Consider the following 19735-nt stretch of genomic DNA (forward strand, 5'->3'; position numbering starts at 1 on the left):
ATTGTATTTATTGAGGCGATCGCCCTTTCCACCATTTCACTAAGGCTTCATAAAGAGCACGATCGGCGCGGTCATCGGTATGTCCATGGTTGGAATACCCCAGATCTACGATGCGACCTTCTAGGGTGAGCCAGTGCTTTTTCCCTTTGGCGGAAACATAGCAGATGCGCGTTCGATTCACCCAGTAGGATCGTTTCGCTCCTTCTTCGCGCATTCGGTGCCAAGCAATATCGGCGATCGCCTGGCGCGGTAACCACAGACAATTATGTCGCCCTAGATTATCAATCAAGCGGCCCACCAGCCCATGGGACAACAACACAATCCCGTAGCCTTCTTCTTTCCGTTTGCGCAGTCGAGAGCAATGCCAGGTGCGGTAGAACGATTGAGCCAGATCCCAGGCCATATAGGTGCAATAGCCGATCAAAACCGCCAAGATTAGGAAGAATAGAAGCGTAAACCCCAGTTCCGGTAAGCTCTGTTGGGTCAGGGTTTGCCAAAGTCGCCCATAGCTGGCGGGTTTACGAATGGCCTGGGAAATTAAAGCTGGCACCAGTCCCAGAATGGGCAATGCATACATAACCATAAAGGGCAGTAAGCAAATTTGGATAAACCAATCTGTTTGTGCGGGTAAAAACTGACCTGGCAGATGGTGAGCGCTCCCCAAGCGAAAAGCGGTTTGATAGGGTTCTGGCAGTGCGATCAGGGGATATAGCCCTGCCGGGGGAAATGAATTGGATGAAGACCTTAGTTGCTGCACAAGTCAGGCTCTGTCGCTATGGTTAGAGGAGCAGATAGCATTGAGTGTACTGTACCGGAATAGCTTACCTACCGTTATCCCATCTGCAATATCCATAAAAGGCGATCGCCTACCCTTCGAGAGACTTGATCCACTCAAGGTAGTATTGTCCTGATCCCTAAGAGATAATCTTTAGGTGAGCTGTACAATAACACAAAATTCATAATGGAAAAAAAACTGATAAGCCTATTTGCCGGAGCTGGTGGCATGGACATCGGCTTTCACGCTGCTGGCTTCAGTACGGCGGTAGCTGTGGAACAAGATCCGTCTTGCTGCAATACTCTAAGGCTTAATATGCCGGACACTCCAGTCATTGAAGGCGACATCACCTCAATTACAACACAGGCTATCTTAGAAGCGGCAAAGGTCAATCCTCTTGAAATTGACCTAGTTATTGGTGGCCCCCCTTGCCAAAGTTTCAGCCTAGCAGGTAGACGTATGGGAATGGATGATCCGAGAGGAATGCTGGTACTTGAGTTTCTACGTGTAGTCAGGGAGGCATTGCCAAAGTGTTTTGTTATGGAGAATGTCAAAGGAATGATCAATTGGTCAAAGGGAAAGGCTCTTGAGGCTATCATGACAGAAGCATCGCAGCCTATAAAATACGCTGGAAAAGAATATAAATACGCTGTTTCGTATCATGTCCTAAATGCTGCTGATTTTGGTGTTCCGCAATTTAGAGAAAGAGTATTCATCGTAGGTAATCGTTTGGGCAAAACATTCCAATTTCCTGAACCAACTCATGGGCCTAGCAACCAAGCGAGACAGATAGATCTTTTTGGCAAGCAGCTAAAACCTTACAAAACTGTTCAAGATGCAATTAGCACTCTCCCCCCTGCAACCCCTCCTTCAGCGATGGCACTAAGAGTTTCGCAGACTATAAAAGATAGGATAAAGAATCATGGATATTAAAAACGTTCATATCAAAAATCACGAACAAACAGCTCATGCACCTTCCACTCTAGAAAAAATTCGTAAAGTCAAACAAGGGGGTAAACTCTCAGAACAGACAAAGACATTTGGTTCAACCTACCGCAGGTTAGATCCGAACCAGCCATCTCCTACAGTGACCCGTAGTGGTTATCGAGATTTTATTCATCCTTTTGAAGATCGAATGCTCACAGTTCGTGAACTGGCTTGTTTGCAAACCTTTCCCCTTGATTGGGAGTTTACCGGAACTCGACTTGATTCTTATAGTAGTAAACGTAAAGTGGCGATGACTCAGTTTGGACAAGTGGGTAATGCAGTACCACCGTTACTTGCTGAAGCTGTTGCTAAAGCGGTTAGCGAACAGCTTCTGGATGTCATTGATGAAAAATAATCAGTTTGTAAACAATTTCAGTGACCTTGTGACGACAAAAGATGCTCGCAGAAGTGGTTTTCTTGAATATGCTCTTCGTCGCAATAAAGAGTCTATTCCATTTATCGATAAGGCGAAAGCTCTACAAGTATCTCTTCAGAAGAATACAAAGTGTGCAGAGGATATTCTCAAACTCTATGACATCCGAGAAACACTCATTGAGGCAGCGGGTGTATCTGTCAAGGCGAAGGCTCACCTCGATGACATGGACAAAAATGAAATTCTTGCAGGCTTTGTTAAGGAGGTTCTTGCACCTTGTGGCAAAAAGTATATCGATGAGATTGTCTATCGTTACTTGCTCACACTTGGAGATGCTCTTGGTGGTAAAATGCGCAACATTGTTGGTTCTATCGCAGAAGAGAAATTCGTCAGATTTATCGTTGCCCAGTTACAGGTGCATGATATTGAATTTGAACTATTTCCAAAACGTTCGCAATGGATTTCAAACAAAAACTATAGAGCTGAGATGGCTGCACGAACGAAAGCCTTAAGATGGAAAAATAAAACAACTTATCGATCTCTAATTTTCAACATTAATGTTCCACAGGTCAAAAAGAATATTGATATCGTGCTGCTAAATGACAAGATTGAAGGAGTAACCTCGTCTATTTTGGCTAATATCCTTAACGATAAGAATAAGTATCTTGCCATCGGTGAGTTAAAGGGCGGAATTGATCCAGCCGGGGCAGATGAACATTGGAAAACGGCAAATACAGCTCTTAGTAGAGTAAGAGATTCTTTCAAGAACAAAATCCACTTATTTTTCATTGGGGCTGCGATAGAAACCAGTATGTCGGCAGAGATTTACGAACAATGCCAGACAGGTGAACTTAGTAACGCAGCAAATCTCACTGTTGATAATCAATTATCTGCATTGTGTGAGTGGCTAATAACGCAATAACTTTACAAAATCAAACCCGATCGCCTCTCTATTTTGATAAATCTATGTCTACTCCCTCTGTTACCCCTGTAGAATCTAGCACCCTAATCAAAACCCCTGAACTGCTGGCTCCAGCGGGAAATTGGGACTGTGCGATCGCCGCCGTAGAAAATGGAGCCGATGCGATTTATTTTGGGCTGGATAAATTTAATGCCCGGATGCGATCGCAAAACTTTGTCGAGTCAGATTTGCCGGAGTTAATGGCATACTTACATCGGCGCGGCGTGAAGGGTTATGTGACGTTAAATACGCTGATTTTCACCTCGGAATTGGCGGCAGTCGAACAATATTTGCGGTCGATTATTGCGGCAGGAGTCGATGCGGCGATTGTCCAGGATGTGGGGCTGTGCCAATTAATTCGGCAATTGTCTCCCGATTTTCCGATCCATGGTTCCACGCAAATGACCGTCACCAGTGCTGCCGGGGTCGAATTTGCGCAAAATTTGGGTTGTGATTTGGTGGTATTGGCGCGGGAATGTTCGATCAAGGAAATCGAAAAAATTCAACAGGAATTAGGGCAACAAAAGATCTCGATGCCGCTGGAGGTGTTTGTCCATGGGGCGTTATGCGTCGCCTATTCCGGGCAATGTCTAACCAGTGAATCCCTCGGCGGACGGTCGGCCAATCGCGGAGAATGCGCCCAAGCTTGCCGGATGCCCTACGAAATGATTGTCGATGGTAAGCCATTTGATCTGGGTGACAGACGTTACCTACTAAGCCCCCAAGATTTGGCGGGATTGCCTGTTTTGCCGGACTTAATTAAAGCGGGCGTCGTGTCGCTAAAAATCGAAGGACGCTTAAAACAGCCGGAATATGTGGCCAGTGTCACCCAAGTGTATCGCCAGGCCATCGATCGGGCAGTGCAGGGGATTGAGCAAGAGGTTTCAGACCAGGAAAAATATCAATTGGAAATGGCCTTTTCGCGTGGGTTGTACACAGGTTGGCTCGACGGCATCGATAATCAAAGCCTTGTTCATGGTCGCTTTGGCAAGAAAAGAGGCGTATTTCTTGGTGAAATCAAGCAAATTCGTGATGGTCGCGATAAACAAGTGATTTTGCACTTAGAAGCGCCCCTAAAGGCTGGGGATGGGGTGGTCTTTGATCAGGGGAAACCCGCAGATCGTGAACAAGGGGGGCGAGTTTACGCCGTTGAAACCCAGGGAAAAGATACGATTGTTACTTTTGGGCGGCGGGATGTGGACTTGCGCAGGGTGCGGGTCGGCGATCGCCTCTGGAAAACCAGCGATCCAGAACTGGATAAAAAATTACGTCAAACCTTTACCAGTGAAAAAATTCAGTTCCAGCGGCCGATTACAATAGAAATTCACGGAGAAATTGGTGAAAAATTGACGGCGATCGCCCGTGATGGGCAGGGCAATATTGTCCAAGTCACATCAGAAATTCTTCTCGACACCGCAATCAAGAAACCCCTAACAACGGAACGTTTAACGGAACAATTTGGCCGCTTAGGAAATACCCCTTTTTATCTCCAGCATTTAGAGAATAATCTGCTTGGTGAGGCCATTCTCCCTGTGAGTGAACTAAATCGAATGCGGCGGGAAATAGTAGCGCAATTGGAAGCTTTACGCGGTCAGCCAAAACGTTGGCAGCTAAATGGTAACGCATCCCATCAAAATCTTTTACCTCATTTAGAAAAAGCAGCGAACCAATCAACGCAAATCATTGTTTTAGTGCGCAATTTATCACAACTCAAAGCTGTTTTAGGGACAAATATCCAGACCATTTATTGTGAGTTTGAAAATCCGATTAACTACCGTGAAGCAGTGAAACTGACGAAACAAACTGAGCAGCAACCAGAAATTTGGGTGGCACCGCCCCGAATCACCAAACCCAAGGAACAATACATTCTCAAGCAAGTGCTGTCTAGTCAAGCAGATGGCTATTTGATTCGGAACTATGACCAGCTAAACTTTTTTAAAAATGAACGGATTACCGCTGATTTTTCTTTAAATATTTCCAACCCAATCAGTGCCAATTATTTTAAACAAACTTTTCCCCTAGAACGTCTCACGGCCTCCTATGACCTCAATATTCACCAGTTAGAATCGCTCCTTAAAAAAGCTCCCCCCAATTGGTTTGAAATCACGATCCACCAACATATGCCGATGTTTCACATGGAACATTGTGTTTTCTGCGCGTTTCTCTCCGATGGAACCGATTTCACTAATTGTGGTCGCCCCTGCGAAAGTCATGAAGTGAAATTAGGCGATCGCACGGGTATTGAGCATGTTTTAGTTGCTGATGCGGGCTGTCGGAATACGGTGTTTAATGGCACCGCCCAGACTGGCGCAGAATATATGCAGCATTTTATGGATTTGGGAGTGCAGCACTTCCGCGTTGAATTTGTGGATGAATCTCCCGCAGAGATTACCAAAACCATTGATCTTTACCAAAAATTACTCACAGGAAAAATTTCTGGGGCACAGCTTTGGCAAACCCTCAAGCTCCAAAATCAATTAGGGGTGACCCGTGGTTCGCTAGAATAAAAAGGCGATCGCCCTGCTTCCTCCAAATCCAAGCAAAACTGTCACAGATCATCGTCAGCAATGGGCCGCACCACAATTATGGGTCGTTAAACAGACTGACCATAGTCATCTCCCCCAAGACGCCACAATCAATCACATCAACGTTCCAGATAAAATTTTATGACTCTACCCTTTAATGCGGCCCCTACCGAAGCACGGGTCAAGCAATTTTGGCAACTCGCCGCCAGTTTCGGGATGGAGCGTAATGCCTACCATAATTACCTGAACGAAATCGTCAGCGATCGCTATGCCCTGATCAGCGGCCTCCAGATTTTGCGGGATGAATTGCAATTTGTTGCCTCCGATTCAACGGATATTAAAGCTTGTGGGGCCGATATGAGTTTGCCCAGTGTGGTGACTACCCTCGCCTACACCAACTGCGGCGATCGCATTCACCAGGGGGAAGCCACAAAACGTTATCGAGATGTCGTTGCTTCCCGTTTTGCCACCCTCTCGGAAATTGGCGAATTAAAATTAGAGGCGTTTTTCCCGGCGGGTGGGGGCACCGATGACGGCGAAACCTTAGCCCATGTCACCGTGGCCCACGAGCTAGATGAATCTTTAAAGCGGCGTGTGTACGCAGGCAATCCCCAATCCATTTCCCTTGTGGCCATTGATCTCAAAACCCATGTGGGACGGTTGCGTCAGGATGGCAAGCAGGTCTATGGCAAAACCCGTGAATCGCCATGGCGTGAACCCCGCAACGCCTGTGGTGCAATTGTCGGTACCTTGAAAAATTACAACGCCCACAATCCAATCCATCGCCGCATTCGCAATGATTTAGGGGAAGAAAATTTTCATTTTTTAGCCCACAATGCCGTCCTGACGGATACCAAAAAAATTGACATTACGATGGCGGTGGCGGCCAATATTGTGGCGATTCGCGGCATTCGCAATACAGCGGTGGCGATCGCCCAAGAATTAGACGAACGGGGTTTAGCCCACCTCACTGCCAGTACCACGGTCAATCGCCCTTCCCGCGACGATTTGGTGATTTATCTCGCCCGGGCCACGGTCTTTAACGGCAGCATCAAAATCCAAAGCCTCGGCACCGATGCCCGTTTATATGGCGGCAAAATCGTTGAATATGCTGGCGAAAAACGCCTCCAATTACATTACGCCGACTGGAATTTAGACAATCTCCCCATCGAAGAAATCCCCTATCAAGTCCGCTCTTCGGGATTGTAAACGGCAAAGGCGATCACCGCTAAAACTGCTGATGATGGTGAATTACACGCAATTAGTCAGAATGGCATCCCGTAAGCCTTCTAGGGTGTAGACCTCGGCTTCGAGATCAACTCGCTGGAAAAGGTCTAAACAAGTCTGGGAAGTTTGGGGGCCAATGGAGGCAATTTTCAGCGGTTTTAATAACGCTAAATCCCCCCCCTGCTGCTGAATTAGCTGCCAAAAGTTGCGCACTGTTTTAGAACTCGCAAAGGTTACTAGATCAATGGTTTGTGCTTCGAGAGCTTGCCAGACCGCCGTCGGAATTTGCCGTGGACAACCCGATTCATAGGCGGGCACTTCAACCACCTGGGCACCCTGTTGGGCGAGTTCTTGCACCAGGATTTTTCGCCCCCCTGTTTCGACCCGGGGAAAAAGGATTTTTTGATTTTGCAGCGGATCGGGAAAGTTTTCCACCAAAGAATCCGCAATGAAATCAGGGGGAATATAGTCTGCTTTTAGGCCGTGTTGGCGCAAGAATTTTTCTGTTTTTTTACCGACGACGGCAATTTTGAGCTTGCCTAGGGCCCGCACATCTTTGCCCAGGGTTGCGAGTCGCTGGAAAAAATATTCAACGCCGTTGGCCGAGGTGAGAATCAGCCAGTCAAAGGTTTCTAGGGTGGCGATCACCTGGTCGAGGGGTTCCCAGGTGGAGGGCTCACGAATCTCTAAAGCGGGCATTTCCAAGACCTTTGCGCCAGTTTCCGCCAAAAGTTTGGTAAATTCGCTCGATTGCGACGCAGCGCGGGTAATCAGAATTGTTTTGCCACCCAATGGAGCCCGATCCATGTAATCCTCCCGGAGACTAACCACCTGACCCACAATGATCACACAGGGCGAAAGTTTTTGAACCGTCGCCGTTTGTTTCGTAATGGTCTGTAATGTTCCCGTCCAGACCTGCTGCTCTGGCAATCCCGCCGCCCGCACAATGGCCACTGGTAAATGAGGCGATCGCCCCGCTGCCATCAAGCGCCGACAAATGTCTTCTAAATTGCGTCCCCCCATCAAAAAAACCAAAGTTTCCAAGCGGGCTAGGGCTGTCCAATCAAAGGCCTCCAAATCATGGGCTGTCCCCACAAAAAAGCCGCGCCCCAAATCCTTATGAGTCAAGGGAATGCCTGCTAGCAAAGGTGCTGCTAAGGCCGATGAAATGCCAGGGATCACCTCAAAATCACAGCCCGCCCCTTGGAGTGCCAAAATCTCTGGGTGCGATCGCCCAAAAATATACGGATCTCCCCCCTTCAGGCGCACCACCCGTTTTGGCGATTGTCCATGCTCAACCAAAAGACGATTAATTTCTTCTTGGGGTGTACTCTTTTGGCCGCCTCGCTTGCCGACGAATAACCGCAAACAGTCCTGGGGCAGCAGATCCAACAGTTCTTGGGAACCCAGGGCATCGTAAATCACCACTTCTGCCCGTTGGAGGATCTCCCAACCCCGCACCATTAAATAGTCCTTTGTCCCTAAACCCGCTCCCAGCAAAAATACTTTTCCCATGTGCGATCGCCCTAAACCACCGTCAAACCTTGCGTTAAAATTAGATGCTAAGACAAAATCAGACAAAAACACCCCGCAACCGTAACGCCAACACGTTACCCAACGCATTATAAAGATCTATGAACTCACCGATTCAGGCTGTACAAGCACCCTACAGAGGTGGCGGCTCCACCTACAGGACACCACCGCCAGATCTCCCTTCCCTACTGCTAAAAGAACGCATCGTTTATCTCGGCCTTCCCCTGGTCTCTCCCGACGAGTATAAAGATCAAATTGGCGTCGATGTGACCGAACTGATCATCGCCCAACTGTTATTTTTACAGTTTGATGATCCCGATAAACCGATTTATATGTACATCAACTCCACCGGGACTTCTTGGTACGGTGGTGATTCCATTGGGTTTGAAACAGAAGCCTTTGCCATCTGCGATACCCTCAACTACATCACGCCGCCAGTGCACACCATTTGCCTCGGTCAAGCGATGGGAACAGCGGCCATGATCCTTGCTGCTGGCACGAAGGGCTGCCGCGCGAGCCTACCCCACTCGACGATTATTCTTCACCAAGCGCGCCAAGGAGCCCAGGGCCAAGCTTCCGATATTCAAATTCGGGCGAAGGAAGTGATCGAAAACAAACGGACAATCCTGCAAATGATGTCTAAATATACTGGTCAACCCCTCGAAAAACTCGAAAAGGACACTGACCGGATGTTTTACATGACACCCCAGCAGGCCCTCGAATACGGCATTATCGATAAAGTGCTCGAAAGTTCGAAGGATTTGCCGTCCCCCGTACCGGCTATGTAGCCTTCGTGATTGCTTAAAATCACCCCATTTTTTCCCGTTGTTCAGATCAAGGTAAACAAAATCCATGCCCATCGGTGTACCCAAAGTTCCCTATCAAATGCCCGGTCAGCCCTATTCTGACTGGATCAATATCTATGACCGTTTGTACCGTGAACGGATTATTTTCCTCGGTCGGGGTGTCAATGATGCTTTGGCAAACCAGATTATTGCCATCATGCTTTACCTCGATTCTGAAGATCCCAGCAAGCCGATCTATCTCTACATCAACTCCCCCGGTGGCTCGGTGACGGCGGGTCTGGCGATTTACGACACGATGAAACACATCAAGTCGGAAGTAGTCACCATTTGTGTGGGCTTAGCGGCTTCTATGGGGGCGTTTTTGTTGTCTGCGGGCACGAAAGGGAAGCGTCTGGCCCTGCCCCACTCCCGGATTATGATCCACCAGCCCCTCGGTGGGATTCAAGGCCGTCGTCAAGCGACAGATATTGACATTGAAGCCAAGGAAATTATCCGCATTAAGCATCAACTTAATGAATTGATGGCGGCCCACACGGGTCAATCCATCGAAAAAATTGAGAAGGATACGGATCGGGATTACTTTATGTCAGCCCAGGAAGCGTTGGAATATGGCCTGATCGATAAGGTAATTGAAGAACGTCCTTAATGTTTGTCTGATTTTTCAACCTTAAATTCGTTGAAGCATTCTTTCTCGCGAAAGGGTGCTTTTTTATGTGGAAAATCTTTCAAATCTCTATTGTTGAGTAATGAGATTGAGGGCTTGCTCAAGGAGATCTGGGGCAGTGTTATCGAGCCAGTGAATATCTGGGTTGGCGCGGAACCAGGTGCGTTGGCGTTTGGCAAATTGGCGGGTGTGGAGCACGGTATTGGCGATCGCCTCCTCTAATGTCCCTTGACCGCGTACATAATCCCGAAATTCAGCATAACCCAGGGTATTCAGGAGCGGTAAATCCCAGCCATATTTTTTACCGAGATGTTCAACCTCAGCAACAAAGCCTTGGTCAACCATCTGCTGGGTGCGTTGACGGATCCGTTGATCGAGGTGGTCGGGAGCGCAATCGAGGCCAATTTCGAGGATCGGATAAGTCGGCGGATTTTCTCCCTGTTGGCGGCTAATCGGTTCCCCGGTGACATAAAACACCTCTAAGGCACGAAGGGTACGCACTTGGTCATTGGGGTGAATTTTCCGACAAGCTTCTGGGTCAACCTGCTGGAGCAGTTGGTAGCTATAGGCTTGGCCCAGGTCGGTGAATTGTTGGCGCAGCTCCGGTTGAGGCGCAACCCGGGGAATTTTTAAGCCTTTGGTAATTGCTTTAATGTAAAGGCCAGTGCCGCCGACGAGTAAAACGGGCTTCTGTTCGGCGTGAAATTGCGCGATTAGTGCTTGGGCCTGGGCTTGGTATTCCGCCAAGGTGAGCGTTTCTGTCGGTTCACAAATATCGATCAGGTAATGGGGAATTTTCTGCTGCTCTTCAGGGGTTGGTTTCGCTGTACCGATGTCGAATTCTTTGTAAATTTGGCGCGAATCGGCGCTAAGAATTACCGTGTCCAGTTTTTCGGCAAGTTTTAGGGCTAAACCGGATTTACCCGTCGCGGTGGCACCACAGATGACGATGAGGGGGGCAGTCATAGAAAATTTAGGGGATCACCACGCCCTGGAGGAGTTGTTCGAGCTGGGCATTAAGGCGATCGCGGTTTTGGAACTTATCGATGCGCTCAACGATCGTGCCATCGTTGAACAAAATTAAAGTCGGGAGGGTTTTGAGGCGATAGGTATTGGCGAGCTTTAGGTTATCGTCGGCATTAACATCGACCAAAAGAAATTGTCCTTCCCATTCCTTTTGCAACTTCACCAAAAAGGGATGGAGCAAATGACACAAACCACACCAGGGTGCCCAAAAGTTCACCAAAACAGGTTGATTGGCTTCTAAAACAGTCTGGGTAAAATCCGCTTCGGTGATTGATAGAACCATAATTGCCTGTTCTTTTCGCTCACATACTCAATATTATCTGTGGTCTCTTATCTTACCTGTATCGGTCCTGGGGATCATCTTTTTTTCCGTTACCAGGGCACTTTAGCCGTCATCATCATCAACCAGGGGTGTCCCCACCAGAGCAGGGCAATGAAGGCTGTAACACCGACATAGGCAGGCTTGAGGAATTCTTCTAGTTTAAGCTGTTGACGTCCCTGGAGAATCGCCAGAAAGGGAATGATCGAGGTGCGTTCTTTCACCGCCAGAAACGTCTGCCCATAACGGGATCTCAGACGGCGATCGCCATGCCAAACCGCAAAAATATGGTGGGCCATCAAACCAATGGAAGTGAGCAACGTAAAAGAACTGCCGATCCAGAGGGTGTGAGCCACGCACCAAATCAACTGACCGACCATCTGGGGGTGACGGGTGATGCGAATAATCCCTTTTTCGTAGAGATGCACCTGGGGCTGCTTGACCGCCGCAATTTCGAGCAAATTAAATGTCGAAGGATACAAAAAGAAAAACGAAATCGCCGACAACCACCACACCGTCGGTTTCACCCAAGCGTCCCCCTGGATTTGCCACAACACTAGGCCATCGTAGCGGTGGTTAAAGAAGTAAATAATCAAACCAGTGGCGAAGGGAATACTCACCAAGGCAAAGAGCACCCGGTATAGGCGAGAACCGATTCTTTGTTCGCCCCAGGGACGCAACGCCGCCAAACCACTATGGGCGATCGCAAAACCAAGCAAAAGACCCGCCATAATCCAGTGACTTGTCGAAAACCAGCTCAAATCCGTCATAATTCCGTCGATCGAAGTATTTTGCTTAAAATTAGTACAGGCTATATTATCCATGAAAAGAGATACGATCCCCTTATTATGGTACTGTCAATCATAAAACCAGCCGTGATCCCTCTTTGTCGTCCCTTTTTGCCGAGGCTATATGTCTGACATTCCATTTACCCTGGATCAACTCCGTATCCTCAAAGCCATCTCCACCGAAGGAAGCTTTAAACGGGCAGCAGATAGTCTCTACGTCTCCCAACCTGCCGTCAGCCTCCAGGTACAAAACCTCGAAAAACAGCTCAATGTCCCCCTCTTCGACCGGGGTGGACGGCGCGCCCAACTCACCGAAGCCGGCTATCTTCTCCTCGATTACGGCGAAAAAATTATTACCCTCTGCCAAGAAACTTGTCGGGCCATCGAAGATTTACAAAATCTCCAAGGAGGCACCCTGATTGTTGGCGCCTCCCAAACCACGGGTACCTACCTCATTCCCCGGATGATTGGCTGCTTTCGGCAGAAATACCCCGATGTGGCAGTCCAGTTACAAGTACATTCGACGCGACGCACTTCCTGGGGAGTGGCTAACGGTCAAGTGGATCTCGCAATCATTGGCGGCGAAGTTCCTTCGGAGTTGCAAGATACGTTGAAAATTGTTCCCTATGCCGAGGATGAACTGTCCCTGATTTTGCCCGTGAGTCACCCCCTCGCCAAGGCAGAAACCATTTATCGAGATGATTTGTACAAACTAAAATTCATTGCCCTCGATTCTCAATCGACGATCCGCAAGGTCATTGATCAAGTCTTAACTCGCTGCGACATCGATACCAAACGGCTCAAGATTGAAATGGAACTTAATTCCATCGAGGCAATTAAAAATGCTGTGCAGTCGGGTCTAGGGGCTTCCTTTGTCTCAGTGACGGCCATTGAGAAAGAACTACGGATGGGGGTGCTGCACCGGGCGCGCATTGAAGATGTGGAAGTGCGGCGTATTTTAAGCGTGATCGTTAATCCAAACCGTTACCGTTCCAAGGCGGCAGAGGCTTTTTGTCTCGAAATTTTGCCCCAATTTGCCAATCAGTTGAAAAAGTTTGATTTGAGTGAGCTGATGCCCCAGGGTCTAGAATCCGGTCAAAAATAAGGGTTTGATGGGGATTATTCTCGGCTCAGGTAATGGTAGGGATAACGCCGGGGGGAGCCGGGTTCGGTTTCAAGCTCGAAGTTGACAATCTGCCAGCGGTCTTGGCGATCGCCAGCATCATGAAAAAATACAGGCAGGCCGTATAGGTGGGGCACTGAAGGGGTGGTCGCATAATCCGTTGTGGTTATGTCTCCCCGTCCAGGGGCCGATTTAAAATCGAGGGTGCGCCGCATTAAGGTTTGATAGCGTTGGGCGATGGTAATTTTTGTGGCCCGTAGCCCTTGGGTATAAAGACGATCAAGGGCTTCGTGGATCTCAAAGCGAATGCCGTCAGGATGGGTATGTTGACGGTACCATTTTTCCTCCCAGCGTTTCCATTGGCGACTGGACTGGAGATGGACTAAGGTTTCCGTTTCTGGATCTGCTTCAAAAGCACCATGGCGATCGCAGAGATAACTATCCGTCAAAGTTAAAGCTGGAATCATTTGACGACAATGGGGACAGGGAATTTCAGCACCAAAAATAGGGTAATGTAAGCTAGATTCAACCATTGCACTTGTGTCGGTATAGTTGGAATAAAAAAATTTTGCTGTGCCGTCCTCAAAGTTGTGTTCATTATATCGGAGATTTTTATTCGCTTCAGTGAGCTATGAACCCAGACCAAAGCCTCTCAAGTTATGACTACAACCTGCCGCCGGAACGCATTGCCCAAACCCCTGTCACTCCCCGTGATCGTTCCCGTCTGTTAGTGCTTGATTCTGCCGATAGCATCCAGCATCAGCATTTTTACCACCTGGTTGATTGGCTACAGCCCAATGATTTGTTGGTGATGAACAATACGAAAGTGATCCCGGCACGGCTCCATGGCCGTAAGACAACGGGCGCTCCGGTAGAAGTCCTCCTCTTGGAAGAACGTTTAGCGGATACTTGGCTGGCTTTAGTGAAACCGGGAAAACGTTTTACCCTAGGGTCAGAAATTTTATTCACTGCGCCCCATGATTTGAGCCAAACCCTGAAAGCAACGGTGGTTGATCGAGACCCAGAGACAGGGGGGCGCTTACTCGAATTTCAGTTGCGGCCAAACCAAACCCTTTGGTCTGTGTTAGACGATTTTGGGGAGATCCCTTTCCCTCCCTATGTGACAGATTCTGAAGCAAAGCCCGACCAGTACCAAACGATCTATGCTGATACCCCTGGAGCTGTGGCGGCACCGACAGCAGGGCTACATTTTACGCCGGAGGTATTTGCAGCACTAGAAGCAAAAGGCATTGAAAAAACCTTTGTGACCCTCCATGTGGGGGTTGGCACATTCCGCCCGGTGGAAGTAGAAGATATCACCGCCCATGATATGCACTATGAGTGGATTGACGTGCCGGAGGAAACAGTGAAAAAAATCCGGGAAACGAAAGCAAAGGGCGGTCGGGTCATTGCGGTCGGGACAACGGTTGTGCGATCGCTAGAGGGAATGGCCGCCGCTTCTCCTAGGGAATTACAGTCTTTCCAGGGACAAACCAATTTATTTATCTATCCGGGTTACGAATGGCAGGTGGTGGATGGGCTGATCACAAATTTCCATTTACCCAAGTCGAGCTTACTGATGCTAGTTAGTGCGTTGATTGGGCGCGAAAGATTGCTCGACGTTTACCAGGCGGCGATCGCCCAGGAATATCGTTTCTATTCCTTTGGGGATGCGATGCTCATTTTGCCTGAGGCGAAAGTCTTTTAGGGACATTAGGATTGAATCGAAAGTTTCCGCTAAGTGGCGTTATTTACAGTTTGTAGGGTATCGGTAGGAAAATTTTATGAGCGATTTTGCCCAGCAGCTCCTGGATCTAGCACATCAGGGGGGAGCCGAGTTTGCGGAAGTTTACCAGGGAAGTTCCGTTTCCCACCCCGTCACCTTTGAGGCGAATCGTCTCAAACAATTAGAAACGGCTGAATCCATCGGTACGGCACTGCGGCTTTGGTACCAAGGGCGGCCTGGGCTCGCGGTGGCCTATGGCCATGTCGCACCACAACTATTAGTAGAAAAGGCGATCGCCTTGAGCCAACTCCAGGAACCGACGCCCCTAGATGTCTGTGAGCCGCGCCGTGATATTAATCCTCCCATTGGCACTGCCATGGCCGTGGAAACTTTAGTTGAGAAAGGCAAAGCAGCGATCGCCCAACTGCGTGATCACTATCCCGATATTCTCTGTAGCGGTGTGTTCGACTGCGAATCGAGCCATACACTCCTGGTCAATTCCGAAGGTCTCTATTGCACTGCCGCCGATATTTCCCTCAGCTATGGCCTAGAGGTGGAGTGGGTGCGGGGGGATGACTTTTTGGGCATTTATGATGGGGATATTACCCAGGATTCCCTCGATCCAGAGGCAACGGTACACAGGATTCTGGAGCGTCTCCACTGGGCGAAGCAAAATAGTCCGGCCACCACGGGCAAAATACCAGTAATTTTCACCAGTAATGCTGCGCCCCTGCTGTGGTCAACGGTTGCCGCCGCCCTCAATGGGAAAAATATCCTCGAAAAGTCTTCTCCTTGGAGCCAAGCCCTTGGCCAACGGGTCGCCTCATCCCAGATCAGCCTCTACCAAGACCCCACCGCCAAACCTTACATTTGCCACTTTGATGACGAAGGTACCCTGACTCGCTCTTTGTCCCTGGTGCGGGAAGGTTCTACCCAAGACATCTACGGCGATCGCCAAACAAGTCGAAGCCTTGGGATGCGACCGACGGGCAACGGATTTCGGGCCAGCCTCGGGCGCTATCCAACCCCAGAGCTTGTTAATTTGATTGTTGCCCCTGGCGTAGGCAGTCTTAACACAATTATTTCGCAATTAGATACAGCAATTGTCGTCGATCAAATTCTGGGAGGAGACGCAGACCTTTCGGGAGACTTTTCCGTCAATATTGACCTGGGCTACCAGGTACGACAAGGGCAGATCACCGGACGGATTAAGGATACGATGGTCACTGGCAACGTTTATGAGGCCCTCAAACAAGTTATTCAAGTGGGAGGCGATCGCCGCTGGCAGGGTTCTTGTTATACCCCCTGCATTGCCCTCGAATCTTTGTCTATTGTTGCCTAGGAAATCATTCATTGCCTTTGCAAGCGTACCTGTCAGTGCTGTGTGCTGGCATTTTTGGCAATAAAAAAGGTGGGACCACCCACCCTGTACATCCTTGAGAGAAAAACACCATCTTTAGAATACCCTTAGTTGATAAATTAAGTCAACAATATTAAAAATCTTTTTTATTAGCCGTCCAGATGGACAAAAAAAAGATGGGGAGAATGCCCCATCTCAGAATGCCTAAGTCATGGTGAAAAGTTAAAAAATTTAGCTGGCAACCAGATATTCACGAATTTGCGATCGCCGACGCCGCAGATGATTCAAAGCCTGGCGTTCTAGCTGGCGTACCCGTTCCCGGCTGAGGTTCATGCGTTTGCCAATTTTTGCCAGGGATAGTTCTTTGCCATCGTTCAGGCCAAAGCGCAGAATAATCACTTCCTGTTGCTGGGGGGTCAAATCCGCGATCAGGTCACGCAAATCCTGTTTGAGCAACTCATAGGTGACGTTGTTGTCGGGGGATTCGCCGCTGTCTTCGAGTAAATCCATTAACTCGGTATCTTGGTTGTCACCAACCCGGACATCGAGGGAGATTGGGTGCCGGGAAACGCGGAAATATTCACGGATTTGGGCTGGTTCTAATTCGAGGGCTTCGGCGATTTCAGCGATGGTGGCCGCCCGGCCTAGGTCTTGGGCCAGTTGCCGCTGGGTTTTCTTAATTTTGTTGAGCTTTTCGGTAATGTGGATCGGTAGTCGAATCGTGCGACCCTGTTGGGCGATCGCCCGGGTGATCGCCTGGCGAATCCACCAGTAGGCATAGGTAGAGAACTTATAGCCTTTTGTGGGGTCAAACTTCTCGACACCCCGTTCTAAACCAAGGCTGCCTTCTTGGATCAAATCTAAGAATTCTAGGTTGCGCTTTTGATATTTCTTGGCGATCGCCACCACAAGCCGGAGATTTGCCTCAATCATCTTGCGCTTTGCCCGTTCCCCGATTTGGAGATCCCGTTGGAGTTGCTTCGGTGTCAGTTGAGCGGCCTCGGCCCATTCTTCACGGGTTGCTTCGCGATCAAGGGATTCTTCTAGGGTTTGGCGTTTTTCCTGGAGGGCCATCAGGCGCTGAACCTGTTTCCCATAGACAATTTCTTCTTCGTGGGTTAACAAGGGCACCCGGCCGATTTCCCGGAGATAGGTACGCACCATATCCGCAGAACTTTTGCCGTTATTGGGGGCTTGTTGAAGATTTACTTTAGGCATTTACGCTTTAACTCCTTAAATCTAAAGAACGAAGAACTATATGGTGCGGCCCAGGGGGGCAGATACTTTACAAAACAATCATCATGTAGGTCACAATCTAGAACACAAAGAATTTTTCTAAAAAATAAACGACATACCCTTTAACTTTCTTACGCTTTATAACTTTTAATTGAGCGCTCACTACTTTAGACGGGCAACAATCGAAAAAGGTTCAACGATTCATTAAAATCTCAGGGATGGTGAATTCATCGGCGTTCTATACTTAATTCTCCTTGATTGACCAAGAGATTGAAAAGGGGAAAAGATGCGGGATTACCGAACTTGGAATATCGACAGACTCAATTGGAAATATAGTGTCGTTGCAATATGTTATTCAATGCGATAAGGGTGGCCCTTTCGGGGAAAACATCTCTCAAAAATAAGACCTCTATTGCAGTAGAGGTACAGGGAGACGCCCATAAATTAAGACTTTTCACTTCTTATAGTGTATCTTTTCGCGCGAATAAGATCAAGTTCGGTGGGGTTAACTCCACCCAGGGATAGACTTTTTTGCCCATGGCGGCAGTATCCCTTGTGATGATCACTACCGTTTAAAAGATTGAAAAAGAATATTTTTTTGACCAATAAGTCTAGTTTATTCAAAAAAAGGCGCTTTGTATACCTTTAGGAAAAAGATAATCTCAACAAAATTAAGGGCATTTAGGCCAGAAATGAAGAACATAGAAGTATTTTGGCAAGTCAGGGGTTTCACCTAAAAATCAACGGTTGATAATCCTTCTCAAAAATAAAAGAATGTCCTTGTTAGTCCAGGAAACCGAGGTAGCGATCGCCTTTGGCTCAAGATCCATTCCTAGGGTTGCAGAATTTGTGCCGTGATGGGATGGCGTTTCGGTTTTTGTAACCCGGTGCGATGGATTAGCCAGGTGAGTAGCGATGGATAATTTTTCTAGCCTCTTCACCCCAAAAAGATCTAGCGGCTTCCCTGGGGCATGGGATGATAGGTTAAGCTGTCTTACGGTCTTTTGCCCCTGATTTTTCTATGGTTAGAATTAACGAAAATTACCTCAAACTTAAAGCAGGTTATCTCTTTCCCGAAATTGCCCGGCGAGTGAATGGGTTTCTAGCAGAAAACCCCAATGCGCCCATTATCAAATTAGGGATTGGTGATGTCACCGAACCATTACCCGCTGCCTGTCGAGAAGCAATGGCAAAGGCCATTGACGACATGGGCGATCGCGCCAACTTTAAAGGGTATGGCCCAGAACAAGGCTATGCTTGGCTACGGGAAAAAATCGCTGCCCACGACTTCCAGACCCGTGGTTGTGACATTGACGCCTCTGAAATTTTTGTGTCTGATGGTGCCAAATGCGATACCGGGAACATCCTCGATATCTTTGGCAAAGACAACACTATTGCCGTCACTGACCCCGTTTATCCCGTTTACGTTGATACCAACGTGATGGCAGGACATACCGGGGAAGCCGACGAGTCTGGTAAATATGGTGGCCTGACCTACATCCCCATCACCGCTGACAATGACTTTGTCGCCCAAATCCCCACAGAAAAAGTCGATCTGATCTATCTCTGTTTTCCGAATAATCCCACCGGGGCAACGGCGACGAAAGAACAGCTCCAAGCTTGGGTGGATTATGCCAAAGCCAATGGTTCGATTATTTTCTTTGACGCTGCCTATGAAGCGTTCATTACCGACGAAAGCCTACCCCACTCGATCTACGAACTAGAAGGAGCGAAGGATTGCGCCATCGAATTCCGTTCTTTCTCTAAAAATGCAGGCTTTACGGGGACTCGGTGTGCCTTTACCGTTGTGCCGAAAAATCTGACTGTTACTGCGAGCAATGGCCAAGCCGTGCAACTCTGGAGCCTTTGGAACCGCCGTCAGTCCACCAAATTTAACGGCGTTTCTTACATCGTCCAGCGGGGGGCAGAGGCCGTTTATTCCGAAGCGGGTCAAGCCCAAATCAAGACACTGATCGATTTTTACTTGGAAAATGCGGCCATTATTCGTCGGGAACTCCAAGCGGTTGGTTTTGATGTCTATGGCGGCGTGAATGCGCCCTATGTCTGGGTTAAAACCCCTGCTGGTTTATCGAGTTGGGACTTTTTTGACAAGCTCTTGATCAACTGCAATGTGGTCGGCACCCCAGGCTCTGGTTTTGGGGCCGCTGGGGAAGGCTATTTCCGAATCTCTGCTTTCAATAGTCGCGAAAATGTGCTCGAAGCGATGAAACGGATCACGACAGCATTCCAATAATGATTCAGTCATTTCTAAACATTGGGTTTAAAAATTGACTGTTAATCTTCTG

General features: G+C 48.3%; 18 protein-coding genes. 11 read left to right on the forward strand and 7 right to left on the reverse strand.

Annotated elements, in window-relative coordinates; translation table 11 throughout:
• Positions 1 to 7 precede the first annotated feature (7 nt).
• On the reverse strand, positions 8 to 583 hold the full coding sequence (locus AWQ22_RS06060) for a hypothetical protein (RefSeq protein ID WP_157094587.1): 576 nt from the start codon (positions 581 to 583) through the stop codon (positions 8 to 10).
• A 378-nt stretch (positions 584 to 961) separates the two neighbouring features.
• Between AWQ22_RS06060 and AWQ22_RS06065 the strand changes: the two genes are divergently transcribed.
• The 5 genes from AWQ22_RS06065 (at position 962) to AWQ22_RS06085 (ending at position 6830) form a co-directional block, all read left to right on the forward strand.
• Entirely contained in the window at positions 962 to 1708 is a 747-nt protein-coding gene (locus tag AWQ22_RS06065; protein ID WP_030006282.1) for a DNA cytosine methyltransferase, read from the forward strand.
• Positions 1698 to 2117 (forward strand): DNA cytosine methyltransferase, encoded by a 420-nt coding sequence (locus AWQ22_RS06070; RefSeq protein WP_030006283.1) that lies wholly within the window; start codon positions 1698 to 1700, stop codon positions 2115 to 2117. The genes AWQ22_RS06065 and AWQ22_RS06070 overlap by 11 nt, the downstream gene beginning before the upstream one ends.
• Positions 2107 to 3057 (forward strand): AvaI/BsoBI family type II restriction endonuclease, encoded by a 951-nt coding sequence (locus AWQ22_RS06075; RefSeq protein ID WP_030006284.1) that lies wholly within the window; start codon positions 2107 to 2109, stop codon positions 3055 to 3057. Before AWQ22_RS06070 ends, AWQ22_RS06075 begins: the two co-directional genes overlap by 11 nt.
• 44 nt (positions 3058 to 3101) lie before the next feature.
• Positions 3102 to 5603, forward strand: a complete 2502-nt coding sequence (locus AWQ22_RS06080) for a U32 family peptidase (RefSeq protein WP_065710493.1) — start codon at positions 3102 to 3104, stop codon at positions 5601 to 5603.
• A 159-nt stretch (positions 5604 to 5762) separates the two neighbouring features.
• Positions 5763 to 6830 carry a hypothetical protein gene (locus tag AWQ22_RS06085; protein WP_030006286.1) on the forward strand — a complete coding sequence of 356 codons (1068 nt, stop codon included), beginning with the start codon at positions 5763 to 5765 and terminating at the stop codon, positions 6828 to 6830.
• Positions 6831 to 6872: 42 nt separating this feature from the next.
• Here the strand turns inward: AWQ22_RS06085 and cobA are convergent, their stop codons facing one another.
• Positions 6873 to 8363: a uroporphyrinogen-III C-methyltransferase gene (gene cobA, locus AWQ22_RS06090; RefSeq protein ID WP_065710494.1), complete on the reverse strand. Its 1491-nt coding sequence runs from the start codon at positions 8361 to 8363 to the stop codon at positions 6873 to 6875.
• 119 nt (positions 8364 to 8482) lie between these two features.
• Here cobA and AWQ22_RS06095 point away from each other — a divergent pair, with 119 nt between their 5' ends.
• Positions 8483 to 9169: an ATP-dependent Clp protease proteolytic subunit gene (locus AWQ22_RS06095; RefSeq protein ID WP_065710495.1), complete on the forward strand. Its 687-nt coding sequence runs from the start codon at positions 8483 to 8485 to the stop codon at positions 9167 to 9169.
• Between the two features lie 64 nt (positions 9170 to 9233).
• Positions 9234 to 9833 carry an ATP-dependent Clp protease proteolytic subunit gene (locus AWQ22_RS06100; protein ID WP_012306816.1) on the forward strand — a complete coding sequence of 200 codons (600 nt, stop codon included), beginning with the start codon at positions 9234 to 9236 and terminating at the stop codon, positions 9831 to 9833.
• An 87-nt stretch (positions 9834 to 9920) separates the two neighbouring features.
• Here AWQ22_RS06100 and miaA read toward each other — a convergent pair whose 3' ends face one another.
• The 3 genes from miaA to AWQ22_RS06115 form a co-directional block, all read right to left on the reverse strand.
• The gene (gene miaA / locus AWQ22_RS06105; RefSeq protein WP_065710496.1) at positions 9921 to 10817 is read right to left on the reverse strand and encodes a tRNA (adenosine(37)-N6)-dimethylallyltransferase MiaA; all 897 of its coding nucleotides are present in this window, start codon (positions 10815 to 10817) and stop codon (positions 9921 to 9923) included.
• A gap of 7 nt (positions 10818 to 10824) precedes the next feature.
• Positions 10825 to 11160, reverse strand: a complete 336-nt coding sequence (locus AWQ22_RS06110; protein ID WP_012306818.1) for a co-chaperone YbbN — start codon at positions 11158 to 11160, stop codon at positions 10825 to 10827.
• A gap of 89 nt (positions 11161 to 11249) precedes the next feature.
• Positions 11250 to 11966 carry an NnrU family protein gene (locus AWQ22_RS06115; RefSeq protein ID WP_065710497.1) on the reverse strand — a complete coding sequence of 239 codons (717 nt, stop codon included), beginning with the start codon at positions 11964 to 11966 and terminating at the stop codon, positions 11250 to 11252.
• A 142-nt stretch (positions 11967 to 12108) separates the two neighbouring features.
• Here AWQ22_RS06115 and AWQ22_RS06120 point away from each other — a divergent pair, with 142 nt between their 5' ends.
• Positions 12109 to 13089: a LysR family transcriptional regulator gene (locus AWQ22_RS06120; protein WP_012306820.1), complete on the forward strand. Its 981-nt coding sequence runs from the start codon at positions 12109 to 12111 to the stop codon at positions 13087 to 13089.
• A 14-nt stretch (positions 13090 to 13103) separates the two neighbouring features.
• Here the strand turns inward: AWQ22_RS06120 and AWQ22_RS06125 are convergent, their stop codons facing one another.
• Positions 13104 to 13640 (reverse strand): TIGR02652 family protein, encoded by a 537-nt coding sequence (locus tag AWQ22_RS06125; protein WP_065710498.1) that lies wholly within the window; start codon positions 13638 to 13640, stop codon positions 13104 to 13106.
• Between the two features lie 98 nt (positions 13641 to 13738).
• Here AWQ22_RS06125 and queA point away from each other — a divergent pair, with 98 nt between their 5' ends.
• Positions 13739 to 14815, forward strand: coding sequence for a tRNA preQ1(34) S-adenosylmethionine ribosyltransferase-isomerase QueA (queA, locus tag AWQ22_RS06130; protein WP_065710499.1), 1077 nt, complete (start codon positions 13739 to 13741; stop codon positions 14813 to 14815).
• A gap of 76 nt (positions 14816 to 14891) precedes the next feature.
• Complete coding sequence (locus AWQ22_RS06135) at positions 14892 to 16175, forward strand: TldD/PmbA family protein (protein ID WP_065710500.1); 1284 nt, start codon at positions 14892 to 14894, stop codon at positions 16173 to 16175.
• Between the two features lie 249 nt (positions 16176 to 16424).
• Here AWQ22_RS06135 and AWQ22_RS06140 read toward each other — a convergent pair whose 3' ends face one another.
• Positions 16425 to 17411 carry an RNA polymerase sigma factor, RpoD/SigA family gene (locus AWQ22_RS06140; protein ID WP_012306824.1) on the reverse strand — a complete coding sequence of 329 codons (987 nt, stop codon included), beginning with the start codon at positions 17409 to 17411 and terminating at the stop codon, positions 16425 to 16427.
• A gap of 1039 nt (positions 17412 to 18450) precedes the next feature.
• Between AWQ22_RS06140 and AWQ22_RS06145 the strand changes: the two genes are divergently transcribed.
• Positions 18451 to 19683 carry an LL-diaminopimelate aminotransferase gene (locus AWQ22_RS06145; protein WP_065710501.1) on the forward strand — a complete coding sequence of 411 codons (1233 nt, stop codon included), beginning with the start codon at positions 18451 to 18453 and terminating at the stop codon, positions 19681 to 19683.
• Positions 19684 to 19735 lie beyond the last annotated feature (52 nt).

Source organism: Picosynechococcus sp. PCC 7117 (assembly GCF_001693275.1).
In the GTDB taxonomy this organism is placed as follows: domain Bacteria; phylum Cyanobacteriota; class Cyanobacteriia; order Cyanobacteriales; family MRBY01; genus MRBY01.